The organism is Rhizobium sp. P32RR-XVIII (genome assembly GCF_012641395.1).
GTDB lineage: Bacteria > Pseudomonadota > Alphaproteobacteria > Rhizobiales > Rhizobiaceae > Rhizobium.
In genome coordinates this window covers 119,941-131,611 of record NZ_JABAIH010000010.1, presented here as the reverse complement: position 1 = coordinate 131,611, position 11,671 = coordinate 119,941, and the positions used below count along the sequence as shown (strand labels likewise).

At 58.6% G+C, this 11,671-nt stretch carries 14 protein-coding genes; 5 read left to right on the top strand and 9 right to left on the bottom strand.

What is annotated here, in order from left to right; translation table 11 throughout:
• Window positions 1–116 precede the first annotated feature (116 nt).
• The 6 genes from HGP14_RS24650 to HGP14_RS24625 form a co-directional block, all read right to left on the bottom strand.
• Window positions 117–1,244 carry a branched-chain amino acid ABC transporter substrate-binding protein gene (locus HGP14_RS24650; protein WP_168832497.1) on the bottom strand — a complete coding sequence of 376 codons (1,128 nt, stop codon included), beginning with the start codon at window positions 1,242–1,244 and terminating at the stop codon, window positions 117–119.
• A gap of 119 nt (window positions 1,245–1,363) precedes the next feature.
• Window positions 1,364–1,717 carry a DUF6867 family protein gene (locus HGP14_RS24645; RefSeq protein WP_168832496.1) on the bottom strand — a complete coding sequence of 118 codons (354 nt, stop codon included), beginning with the start codon at window positions 1,715–1,717 and terminating at the stop codon, window positions 1,364–1,366.
• 24 nt (window positions 1,718–1,741) lie between these two features.
• The gene (locus HGP14_RS24640; protein ID WP_168832495.1) at window positions 1,742–2,470 is read right to left on the bottom strand and encodes an ABC transporter ATP-binding protein; all 729 of its coding nucleotides are present in this window, start codon (window positions 2,468–2,470) and stop codon (window positions 1,742–1,744) included.
• Window positions 2,470–3,351 (bottom strand): ABC transporter ATP-binding protein, encoded by an 882-nt coding sequence (locus HGP14_RS24635; protein ID WP_168832494.1) that lies wholly within the window; start codon window positions 3,349–3,351, stop codon window positions 2,470–2,472. Before HGP14_RS24635 ends, HGP14_RS24640 begins: the two co-directional genes overlap by 1 nt.
• Entirely contained in the window at window positions 3,351–4,742 is a 1,392-nt protein-coding gene (gene livM, locus HGP14_RS24630) for a high-affinity branched-chain amino acid ABC transporter permease LivM (RefSeq protein WP_168832493.1), read from the bottom strand. The genes HGP14_RS24635 and livM overlap by 1 nt, the downstream gene beginning before the upstream one ends.
• 4 nt (window positions 4,743–4,746) lie before the next feature.
• Window positions 4,747–5,649, bottom strand: coding sequence for a branched-chain amino acid ABC transporter permease (locus HGP14_RS24625; protein WP_168832492.1), 903 nt, complete (start codon window positions 5,647–5,649; stop codon window positions 4,747–4,749).
• A gap of 476 nt (window positions 5,650–6,125) precedes the next feature.
• Between HGP14_RS24625 and cysQ the strand changes: the two genes are divergently transcribed.
• The 3 genes from cysQ (at window position 6,126) to HGP14_RS24610 (ending at window position 8,531) form a co-directional block, all read left to right on the top strand.
• Window positions 6,126–6,944, top strand: a complete 819-nt coding sequence (gene cysQ, locus HGP14_RS24620) for a 3'(2'),5'-bisphosphate nucleotidase CysQ (protein ID WP_168832560.1) — start codon at window positions 6,126–6,128, stop codon at window positions 6,942–6,944.
• 96 nt (window positions 6,945–7,040) lie between these two features.
• On the top strand, window positions 7,041–8,078 hold the full coding sequence (locus HGP14_RS24615; protein WP_168832491.1) for a DUF2793 domain-containing protein: 1,038 nt from the start codon (window positions 7,041–7,043) through the stop codon (window positions 8,076–8,078).
• Window positions 8,079–8,255: 177 nt separating this feature from the next.
• The gene (locus HGP14_RS24610; protein ID WP_168832490.1) at window positions 8,256–8,531 is read left to right on the top strand and encodes a DUF1153 domain-containing protein; all 276 of its coding nucleotides are present in this window, start codon (window positions 8,256–8,258) and stop codon (window positions 8,529–8,531) included.
• Window positions 8,532–8,554: 23 nt separating this feature from the next.
• Here HGP14_RS24610 and HGP14_RS24605 read toward each other — a convergent pair whose 3' ends face one another.
• Complete coding sequence (locus tag HGP14_RS24605; RefSeq protein ID WP_168832489.1) at window positions 8,555–9,022, bottom strand: paraquat-inducible protein A; 468 nt, start codon at window positions 9,020–9,022, stop codon at window positions 8,555–8,557.
• 106 nt (window positions 9,023–9,128) lie between these two features.
• Here HGP14_RS24605 and HGP14_RS24600 point away from each other — a divergent pair, with 106 nt between their 5' ends.
• The gene (locus HGP14_RS24600; RefSeq protein ID WP_168832488.1) at window positions 9,129–9,407 is read left to right on the top strand and encodes a GNAT family N-acetyltransferase; all 279 of its coding nucleotides are present in this window, start codon (window positions 9,129–9,131) and stop codon (window positions 9,405–9,407) included.
• Between the two features lie 110 nt (window positions 9,408–9,517).
• Here HGP14_RS24600 and HGP14_RS24595 read toward each other — a convergent pair whose 3' ends face one another.
• Complete coding sequence (locus HGP14_RS24595; protein ID WP_168832487.1) at window positions 9,518–9,868, bottom strand: flagellar export protein FliJ; 351 nt, start codon at window positions 9,866–9,868, stop codon at window positions 9,518–9,520.
• Window positions 9,869–10,311: 443 nt separating this feature from the next.
• Here HGP14_RS24595 and ctrA point away from each other — a divergent pair, with 443 nt between their 5' ends.
• Entirely contained in the window at window positions 10,312–11,013 is a 702-nt protein-coding gene (gene ctrA / locus HGP14_RS24590) for a response regulator transcription factor CtrA (RefSeq protein ID WP_003542362.1), read from the top strand.
• A 200-nt stretch (window positions 11,014–11,213) separates the two neighbouring features.
• Here the strand turns inward: ctrA and HGP14_RS24585 are convergent, their stop codons facing one another.
• Window positions 11,214–11,576: a PleD family two-component system response regulator gene (locus HGP14_RS24585; protein WP_168832486.1), complete on the bottom strand. Its 363-nt coding sequence runs from the start codon at window positions 11,574–11,576 to the stop codon at window positions 11,214–11,216.
• Between the last annotated feature and the right edge of the window lie 95 nt (window positions 11,577–11,671).

Genomic DNA, 11,671 nt, shown 5'->3' with positions numbered 1-11,671 from the left:
GTTAACTGAGCGTGACCGGAATGCAAACGGCTTATGCGCCGAAGGCGGCTTCAAAAACAAAGAAGCCCGGTCGAAACCGGGCTTCCTGTAAGCGGTGTGAACCGTTCAAGCAAAGCTTACTTGGCAGCTTCCTGCTGGAAGTAGCTGTACTTGCCGTCCGGACCCTTCTTCCATTCGTACATGACGTAGCCCGGGAGCTTCGGGTCGCCCTTTTCGTCGAAGGACATGTCGCCGAGAACCGTCGGGAACGGGCCCTTTTCCTTCATTGCCGCGGCAACGGCTTCGGGGTCGACTGAGCCGGCTGCCTTGGCAGCACCAGCGATCGCCTGCACTGCAGCGTAGGAGTAGAGGGTATAAGCTTCCGGGTTGAAACCGGCAGCCTTGAACTTCTCTACGAGTTCCTTGTTGGCCGGGTTGGTGGTCGGATCCGGGCCGAAGGTGTTCAGCGTACCGGCAACCGCGTCGCCAGCGATGGAAGCGAGTTCGTTCGAGACGATACCGTCACCCGAAACGAGCGTCGCCTTCAGGCCCTGGTCGGCAGCCTGGCGGATGATGAGACCCGCTTCGGTGTGCAGACCACCCCAGTAGATGATCGAGACGCCGGCTTCCTTCATCTTGGCGATGAGGGCGGAGAAGTCCTTGTCGCCGACGTTGATGCCTTCATACATGGCTTCCGTGACGCCAGCGGCGTTCAGAGCCTTCTTGGTTTCGTCGGCAAGGCCCTGACCGTAAGGGGTCTTGTCGTGAACGACAGCAATCTTGGCATCCTTGAAGTGATCGGCAAGATACTTGCCGGCAATCGCGCCTTGCTGGTCGTCACGTCCGCAGGTGCGGAAGGTGTTCCAAAGGCCGCGCTCGGTGAACACCGGGTTCGTTGCAGCCGGGGTGATTTCGAGGATGCCGTTTTCAGCGTAGACCTCAGACGCCGGGATCGAAACGCCCGAGTTGAAGTGGCCGACGACGAACTTCACGCCGTCAGCGACGAACTTGTTGGCGACCGAGATGCCCTGCTTCGGGTCCGAAACGTCGTCACCGAGTTCGAGCTTGATTTGCTCGCCGTTGATGCCGCCTGCCGCGTTGATGTCGGCAACTGCCTGCTCGGCACCCTTCTGAAGCTGAGCGCCGAAAGCAGCGTTCGGGCCGGTCAGCGGACCGCCAACGCCCATGAGAACGTCGGCCCACGCGTTGCCGCTGAAGGCGACCAACGCCGTCAGAGCCACTGCCGACAGAAGAGACTTCTTCATATTTTACTCCCAATTATTTGGGCGGGTTCCGGTCCAAGACCTGGCGCATTGCCCACCATCACTGCGCCAGGAAAGCTGTTCCACTCTGAAGGCAATTCATGCCTAGTTTCAACGGGCTGTCAATGTTTGTTCTTCCACGAGAACGCGGATGTCTTTTCGTACAGCCAGTAATAGTTGTTAACCATCTGATTGGTGCGGCGATAGCGGAAACCTGCCGTCGAGAAGACAAGCAGCAGCACGAAATCGATGACATAATAGAAGGCGCTGAGCATCGGCCCGTCAAAGAGGGCGTGATGCAGGAACTGCATCGCCCAGGCGAGGAGGAAGGTATAGACGATGACCTGCGGATAGTTGCTCCAGCTTTCAGCCGCAGCCCTGCCCGCACGCCACGCCGTCCAGAAGCCGATCAGCATCACAAGTCCACGGATGGCCATCCGCACGCCCGAATCTGCCTCAAAGAAAAGTCCCTGCATATCAAACTCTCCTTTTCTATCGGCTCAATGTCTTCCGCCTTCGAGATAGGCGGCACGGACTTCAGGATTGGCGAGCAGCTCTTTACCCGAACCACTCATCGTCACCTTGCCGTTCACCATCACGTAGGCGCGATGCGAGAGTTTCAGGGCAGCGAATGCGTTCTGCTCCACGAGGAAAACGGTCAAGCCTTCCTGCTCGTTAAGCTTCTTGATCGCGTCGAAGATGCCCTTGACGATCAGCGGTGCGAGACCGAGCGACGGTTCGTCGAGAAGCAGGAGCTTCGGGCGTGCCATCAGTGCACGGCCGATCGACAGCATCTGCTGTTCGCCGCCCGAAAGCGTGCCGCCGCGCTGCGCATGGCGTTCCTTGAGACGCGGGAACAGCGTGAAGATCTTCTCGACGTCCTCGTTGAAATGTTTGAGGTTATCGAGGCCCGCGCCCATCTGAAGGTTTTCCGTGACGGTCATTCGCGGGAAAATGCGACGGCCTTCCGGCGACTGCGCGATGCGAAGCCGGGCAATTTCGTGCGTCGGCATACGGGTAATGTCGCGACCTTCGAAGATGACGGTGCCCTTGCGGGCCTGCGGGCTACCGCAGATCGTCATCATCAGCGTCGACTTGCCGGCGCCGTTGGCGCCGATCAGGCTGACGATCTCACCCTTATGGACGTCGACATCGACGCCTGCGAGCGCGCGGATATTGCCGTAGTAGGTTTCGACGCCCTGAACCTTGAGAAGCTGTTCACCGGCCATCAATTTACGCCCCCTTCGAGGTTCTCGACGGTTGCGATGACCTCCTCCACTTCTTTGTCCTCAACACCGAGATAGGCCGCGATGACCCTCGGGTCGTTCTTCACGTGCTCCGGCGTGCCGTCGGAGATCTTCTGGCCGTATTCCAGCACGACGACATGGTCAGAGATTTCCATGACCACCGACATGTCGTGCTCGATGAGCAGGATCGATGTGCCGGTTTCGGTGCGGATTCCCCGCAACAGTGCGTTAAGGGCGGCAGATTCGCGCGGGTTAAGGCCTGCGGCAGGCTCGTCCAGGCAGAGCAGTTCGGGTTCGGTGCACATGGCGCGGGCAATTTCCAGACGCCGCTGCGCACCATAAGGGAGATCGCCCGCCGGGTCGTCGGCACGACTGATCAGATCAGCCTTTTCCAGCCAGAAGCGTGCACGCTCGATGGCTGCGGCGGCCTCTTTCTTGTAGGGGCCGATGCCGAGCAGGCCGAGAACCGTGTAACCCGATGCCTTCATCAGCTTGTTGTGCTGGGCGACGAGCAGGTTTTCCAGAACCGTTAGGCCCGAAAACAGCCGGATGTTCTGGAAGGTACGTGCGACCTTGGCTTCCTTGGTAATGCGGAAATCCGGCAGGCGCTCCAGCAGATACTCTTTTCCGTGCTGCTGCTTCAGCGTGATCATGCCCATCGTGGGCTTGTAGAAGCCGGTAATGCAGTTGAAGACGGTGGTCTTGCCGGCACCGTTCGGACCGATCAGCGCGGTAATGTCGCCTCGCTTGGCTTCGAAGGATAGGTCGTTAATCGCCATCAAGCCGCCGAACTTCATCGACAGGTGCTCGACCTTGAGCAAGGTATCCGGGGACATGGTAGTCGTCATCTCTACGGGGCTCATCAGCCGTGCCCCTCCTTGATAAAGGTTCCGGATACTGCCCTCCGCTCCTTGAGGAAGGCAGTCGGTTCACGCGAGCCGACGAAGCCGCGAGGCTTGAACAGCATGACGGCGACCATGGCGAGGCCGAAGAGAAGCATGCGGTAGAGTTCCGGCGTGAAATCCGGGCCGAAGACGACCTTCAGGAAGTCCATCTCGCGCAGCAGTTCCGTACCGCCGACCATAACGATGGCAGCGATCGCAATGCCGGTTAGCGAGCCCATGCCGCCCAGGACGACGATGGCGAGAACCACCGCTGACTCCAGGAACACGAAGGATTCCGGCGAAACGAAGCCCTGGCGCGCTGCGAAAAACGAACCGGCGAAGCCGCCGAACATCGCGCCCGTCGCAAAGGCAGAGAGCTTTGTCGTGACCGTATTGATCCCGAGCGAGCGGCAGGCGATTTCGTCCTCGCGCAGAGCTTCCCAGGCGCGGCCGATCGGCATGCGGCGAAGCCGGATCGTGACATAGGCGGTCAGCATGCAGAGAGCGAGGATCAGATAGAAGAGGAAAATCTTGTAGTAGGCCGACGACATCGGAAGGCCGAAGAGCTTTGCAAAGCCGCCGGACGTGGCATCGAAGGGAATGCCGAACAGGGTCACCTTCGGGATGCCGGAAATACCGAAGGTACCTCTGGTCAGATCCGTCCAGTTGATGAGCACAAGGCGGATGATTTCGCCGAAAGCGAGCGTAACGATGGCGAGGTAGTCGCCGCGCAGGCGCAACACCGGGAAACCGAGGATGACGCCCCAGAGTGCGGCCAGCATCCCCGACAGGGGCAGCAGGACCCAGAAAGACAGGCCGAAATGGCTGGAAAGCAGCGCATAGGAATAGGCGCCGACCGCGTAGAAGGCGACATAACCGAGGTCAAGCAGGCCGGCGAGGCCAACGACGATGTTCAGGCCCCAGGCGAGCATGACATAGATGAGAATCTGGATGCCGAAGTTGTCGACCCATTTCAGCGAACCCTGCGCGCCGAGAAGCGCATAGATGGCCATGGGATACAACAGCAGCGCGACCAGAGCGATTTTCAGGAAATGCTGACGTAGGAAGCCCTTCTCCGTTGAGATTTCCAGCTCGCCGTGCTTTGCCTTCGCGAGCTTCCGCCGGTCGATATTCGGCCTGACGAAAACAACGACGACGAAGCGGCCGATTGCGGCGATCGCCACGAAGCTGGCCAGCAGACCCCAGCGCTGGACGATGACCAGCTCGTTGTTGATGTTCTGATCGGTCTTGAGCCCGACATAGAGAACGAACAAGCCGAAAGACAGGAGGGCCGCGAAGAAGGCTTCCGTCAGGCCCTTCCGGACAAGCCCCGGTGCGGGCTTGCCAGCAGAATTTTCGATGTTTGCCATGATGTTATACCTTCTCGACTTCCGGCCGTCCGAGAATGCCGGTCGGCTTGAAGATCAGGACGAAAGCGAGGATCGCAAAGGTTGCGACATCCTTGTAGGCGATCGTGAAATAGGCGGACCACAGCGACTCGATGAGGCCGATCATCAGCCCGCCGAGAACGGCGCCCGGCAGCGAGCCGATGCCACCGAGAACGGCTGCTGTAAAGGCCTTGACACCCGGCGCGAAGCCATCGCTGAAGGAGGCAACGCCATAGTACATCAGATACATGGTGCCGGCGACGGCGGCCAGTGCGGCGCCCATGACGAAGGTGATGGAGATCGTCTGGTCGACGTTGACGCCGAGAAGCGCGGCCATCTTCCGGTCCTGCTCCGTCGCACGCTGGGCGCGTCCGAGCGCCGTGCGGTTGACGATATACCAGAAGGCAGCAAGCAACACCCCGGTGATGACGATGATGATGATCTGCTTCAGCGAAATCGACAGACCGCCGATGGCGTAAACCTTGCTTACGAGCGGCGGAATCGGCTTGTTGCGCGGACCCTGCGTCACCTGAATGAAGTTGGACAGCGTGATCGACATGCCGATCGCGGTAATCAGCGGCGCCAGCCGGAAGGAGCCTCGCAGCGGCCGGTACGCGATGCGCTCGATGGTCCAATTCCACAGGCTCGTCATCAGCATCGCAACCACAAGCATGGCCAGCAGCAGAACGGCTACGGGAAGACCTGCGAAGATGGATGTCAGAACGAGAAAAACGATGAGAGCAGCGAAACCGCCGAGCATGAAGATATCGCCATGGGCGAAATTGATCATGCCGATAATGCCATAAACCATCGTATAGCCAATTGCGACGAGGCCATAGATGGACCCGAGCGTCAGCCCATTAAAGAGCTGCTGGACGAAGTACTCCATATATCATTTCCCCTGGATGCGAGCCGAGCGCTGCATCTCTTTTTGGTGTGCAGTTCCGCTTTTGCCGGAACCTTATAAGCGGCAATCCATACCGCTTTCCGCGAAAATGTGAAGACAAAAAGGCTTTACTGGGTCAGATTCTTGTTCAACTGGACGCAGATGGCGCGTTTCGGATCAAAATCCACACAAAACAGGCATTCTTCGATGAAATTTTAGCCGGAACCGGAATGTGGATTAACCAAACGGCCTCGAAGAACCAGCAACATGCCCCAACGCCGAGCTGTTACTTATTCCATGAAAGCGGATTTCCGAGCAAATTTCATACCGACTCTGCTAGCTGTGCGCGAAAAAATATCTCAATGCTTACCCTGCGTTTCCGGCGAATTTCCGCTGCCGCGCAAAAACTGGCTCGCCTCCCCTATTTATCTCTATACTGCGGAAAGAGCTTTCAGATGTTTGCGTTCCTTGAGGGAAAGATGCTGGAGATATTCGAAAAGACGGCGCTCGAAGCGGGCAGAGTGATCATCACGATCTTCGAAGAGGGCTGCGCGGTCGCTATGAAGGCAGACTCCAGCCCGGTGACACGTGCAGATGAGGAGGCAGAGCGCATCATCCTGGCGCATCTCGCCCGCAGCTATCCCGATATTCCCGTGATCGCCGAAGAATCGGTAGCGGCCGGTCAGGTGCCGGATATCGAGGGAAAGGCCTTTTTCCTTGTGGACCCTCTCGACGGCACACGCGAATTCGTCGACAGGCGGCGCGAATTCACCGTCAACATCGCCTATGTGGAGAATGGCATCCCGGTTGCCGGCATCGTCTATGCACCGGCACTCGGCGTCGCTTTCGCGGGCGAAGCAGGTCATGCCGAAAAACTCATCGTCGGCACTGATTTTACGGTGATGGAGCGCGTCCCGATTGCGGTTCGAGAGCCGCCCCTCAACCGCCTTGCCCTCGCAAGCCGGAGTCACAACAGTCCTGCGACCGACAAATTTCTTTTCGAACAAGCAATTTCTGAATGCACGAATATCGGCTCCTCACTGAAATTCTGCCTCCTCGCTGAGGGAAAGGCAGACGTTTATCCGCGCTTCGGTCGCACAATGGAGTGGGATACGGCGGCCGGCGATGCCGTGCTGCGGGCGGCGGGCGGCACGACGGTTACCGTGGACGGATTGCCGCTCACCTATGGAAAGACCGGCGTCAAAGCGGATTTCGACTTCGCCAATCCCGACTTTATCTCCTGGGGCGGCAAGGTGAACCCCGCGCGGATGCGCATGACTTCCGAAGAAAATCCTTAGAAATCAACAGAGGAAGGGCGTTTTCGTCAGCGGACCTCATGGATGGCTTTACGATGCGGCAATAACCGCGCCGTTGCGCCAACCGGAGACCGCACCTTGTCCGACGAAACGATTAATCTCGCCCTCCCCTACATCCTTCCTTCACAATCTCAGAAGCACGTGACGCATAACGAGGCGCTGCAGCGTCTCGACGCCATTGTGCAGCTGACAGTGAAAGAAGAAGCGGCAGTACCTCCCGAAACCCCGTCGGAAGGCGATTGCTATTTGATTGCGCCCAGTGCCGGCGGTCTTTGGACCGGCAAGGAAGGCAGGCTCGCTTTCCGCCAGGACGGCGCCTGGCTCTACCTCAGTCCGCGCGAAGGCTGGCGCGCCCTCTTTCTCGACACAGGCCGGTTCCGCGTCCTGCAGGCCGGCCTTTGGAGCGACCTCTCTTTGCCCGTACCAGGCAGCCTGCCTCTTCTCGGCCTCAACGCCACCGCCGATGCCACGAACCGGCTTGCCGTCGCGGCACATGCCAGCCTCTTCAGCCATGAAGGTCAAGGACATCAAGTCAAGGTCAACAAAGCCGCCGCAGGCGATACCGCCTCCCTGCTCTTCCAGTCGGGCTGGTCGGGCCGCGCAGAAATGGGGCTCGCCGGCAACGATGAATTCGCAATCAAAGTGAGCGGCGACGGCGCAGCCTGGCAGACCGCCCTGGCAATTGCGGCAGGCGGCATTGTGAAAACGCCGGGTCGCCCCATCGTCCGGGCCTCGCTTGCGGCAGCGACGTCAACGCCGGCAAACAACAGCCGGACGGGTTTCGATACCCTGCATGTGCAGCAAGGCGGTTTCGCGCTCGGTGCTGCTGTTCCCTCCGGCTCCGGCAACAGGCTGATCATCCCGGCAACAGGGCTTTACCTGCTGATCCTGACAACGAGCACCGTGACATCCTCGGCCTACGGGGCACGGCTCGATGCCAACGGCGCCAATACGCTTGCCGCCGTGGCGGGCGTGGCCTCGACGGCAGCAACCCGCGAGACGGCCTTCGGCCTCGCTGAGCTTGCAAGCGGCGACTGGCTCTCGATCATTCACTCCGGGACCGCTCAATACGAGTTCGGCGCCGGAAAGACCGAGGTCAGCGCCATTCTGATCTGAACGGAATCCGGCATCGTTTCCCTGGAAAGCGCAGGCGATGGACGGCCGGATTACGGCCGCGCCTGCGTCGCAGGACGGCAGGTAAAGTTGTTATCAAAGTGTTACTAAGCGCTTAGTCAATTTTTAAATGTGACGGGCTAGAGTGCCCGCGTGGTCTTGAGTTGTGTAGAGAGTCCAATGACCGAAGTGATACGTCCCCGAGTAAAATATGTCATCGGCCCCGATGGCAGCCCGCTGACGATAGCGGATCTTCCGCCGCCCAATACGCGGCGCTGGGTTATCCGTCGTAAGGCTGAGGTTGTCGCGGCGGTTCGCGGTGGCCTGTTGAGCTTGGAAGAAGCCTGCGAGCGTTACACGCTTACCGTCGAAGAATTCCTGTCCTGGCAGTCGTCGATCAACAGCCACGGCCTTGCCGGCCTGCGCACGACGCGTATCCAGCAATACCGTCACTGAACCATCTGCCCCAGGCAAAGACATCATTTCGGGCCGGACGCATTTCCCTGAAGGGAGTGAAGAAGGCCCGAAATTATTGTTGAGGCAGCGTAGCACCAGAGGCCGGGCTGGGTGAAAGCATCCGCAAAACCCGTCGTCTTCGCCGCTGCAATCACGATCGCCACCAGAAGCACGTCCATCATCGACCACTTGGACAGATACGGTACGGCGTGACGATAAAACCAGCTGCCGGTTCCGCCGCCGGCAGCCACCGCCTCGGCGGCAATCCCGATCATCTTCAGGACCGGCAGTACGATCGAAACCAGCCCGACGATGAGCGCAAGCGGGATGTCCCCTCCGCTCCAGAGCGAGGAAACGATCTGAACCAGCGACGGCGTCTCATCGAAGAAATAGAGTTTCTCGAATCGGATCAGCGGCAAAACCAGCCCGAGCGCCAGAAAGAACGGGGCCGCAACAAGCAGAACTGGCCGGATCGCCGCCAATCTTTTCATCGAGCATCCCTCGGTTGAACAGTGTGTTGCCGCTTGCGCCGGCTTGGCACGGCTGCGCCGGCATGTCACGGTCCGCGTCAACAACATCAGTTTCCGGAGAAATACAATGAACATTCGCAACGAAGAAAATGCGTCCGGCGGCCGATATGTGGCCGAGGTTGACGGGCACGAGGCCGAAATGGTCTACTCCCGCACCTCACCGAAACTCATCATCATCGATCACACTGGCGTGCCGGACGCCCTGCGCGGCAAGGGCGTCGGCCAGGCGCTGGCGCTTCACGCCGTCGAGGAAGCGAGAAAGGGCGGATGGAAGATCTTTCCGCTATGCCCGTTCTTCAAGGCGCAAGCGCAGCGACATGATGAATGGCGCGACGTGGTGAACTGAGCGCAAGAGCTCAGCACCAAAAGCCATGTATGACGGACTTCGATGTCCATCATACATGGCTTCTTCAGGCGATTCCCCGGACGCCGCAGGCGGCATCCTCGGCTCGTCGTTCAGGCGCGGGCCCGAACGGCGCCATCGCGCTCTTCGAGCGCACTTGCGCGGGCGTATTCCGCCTGCATCTCCTCCAGCGCCTGCTCGAGCGTTTCCTCCTGCATCTTCAATTCCTTGATGGAAACCTGAAGATTGTCGGCACGCTGACGTGCCGCCTTAGCGAAGGTCGGGTAGGCGAAGTGATTCGGGTCGGAAATGCCGGACTTCTTCTCTTCGACGAGGATCTGGCTCTCCAGATCCTTCGTCATCCGTTCGAATTCCGACATCATCATCTGCAACTGCTGCAGCTGACGTCGTTTTTCGTTCACCTGAAACTCCTTCAGGCGAACTAGGCTCTCACGCGACTTCATACGCATTACTCCAGTGATGCGAGATCCCGGCTTTACTAAAATTGCCCGCCGCGCACCGCTTTGAGACGGTCTGCCTGAAAAATTTTCAGCGGTATTAACAAAAACCTACCGCTGGTAACCTTTCGTTTACGGGCATCGTTAATGATAGTGCCGATGATTTAAGGGTCGGTAAATATCACTACGCGATTTCCGAAACCTTTTCATTGGTGAGTCGAATGAATCGCTTACCCGCCCTTCTTAATGTAGCAGTTGAGGATAAGGCTTTGCGAATTGTCATTGGAAAACAGCGGAATGGATCGATTGCTTAATAAATTCATTGCCTCTTGCCAGAGTGAATCAGAATTTGTTAACCATTTCGTGGCAGCTTCCAAATCACGCAGTGAAAGCATTCGGTATCGCGTAGGGGGCCAGCCCACCTTTCGGCGGCGGCAAAGGGGATAATAATGCGGGTACTACTTATTGAAGACGATAGCGCGACAGCGCAGAGCATAGAATTAATGCTCAAGTCCGAAAGCTTCAACGTCTACACCACCGACCTCGGTGAAGAGGGCGTCGATCTCGGCAAACTCTATGACTACGACATCATCCTTCTCGACCTTAATCTTCCGGACATGTCCGGATACGAAGTGCTCCGCACTCTCCGCCTGTCCAAGGTCAAGACGCCGATCCTCATCCTGTCCGGCATGGCAGGCATCGAAGACAAGGTGCGTGGTCTCGGCTTCGGCGCCGACGATTACATGACAAAGCCGTTCCACAAGGACGAACTGGTCGCCCGCATCCATGCGATCGTCCGCCGCTCCAAGGGTCATGCCCAGTCCGTCATCATGACGGGCGAGCTGATCGTCAACCTTGACGCCAAGACTGTCGAAGTCGGCGGCCAGCGCGTTCACCTGACGGGCAAGGAATACCAGATGCTGGAGCTGCTTTCGCTCCGCAAGGGCACGACGCTCACCAAGGAAATGTTCCTGAACCACCTCTACGGCGGCATGGACGAGCCGGAACTCAAGATTATCGACGTGTTCATCTGCAAGCTGCGCAAGAAGCTCGCAAACGCTGCCGGTGGCGCCAACTACATCGAAACCGTCTGGGGCCGCGGCTATGTGCTGCGCGAGCCGGATGGAGCTGAATACGCCGAGACCGCATAAGACGCCGAACGTCCCCTTCGACTGAGAGATCCCGCCTTCCCCGGCGGGATTTTTCGTTTGCGGAGGTGCGATGAGCTTGTTGACGAGATCGCCCATCCCAGGCGCGGCCTTGTGCCGAGGATCTACGACGCAACAATGGGTGGCAGATGCTCGGGACAAGCCCGAGCATGACGGAGGAAGACAGCTTCATTGTCAAGAAATCAGGCGGCGATTGCCCGGTTGCCGAAGACTGCCGTCAGGATCTTGCGGTCGAACGGCTTCAGCAGGAAGTCGGTTGCCCCTGCCCGCTTGCCGGCCATCAGCTTTTTCAGATCGGCCTCGATCACGCAGTAGTAGATCTTGACCTCCTTGCCGCGTTCCATCGCGCGGATGGCGGAAATCAGTTCGAGCGCACCGTCCATGCCGGAATCGACGATCAGGTATTCGGGAAGTTCGGTCTGGCAGCGGGAGAGCGCTTCGCTTGCATTTGACGCCTCACTGACCAGAAAATCGAGCTCGGAAAGGATACGTTTACCCACCTTGCGCACGACATCCGAACTATCAGTGATCATGAACCGCTGCATGACTGCTCCTTCGCTCCACTTCTATACCGGTGGCGCTTCCTTAGTCTTCGAGGATAGGTCGATTAGGCTAAGGAAGTGTTACCCAAATCGGGACA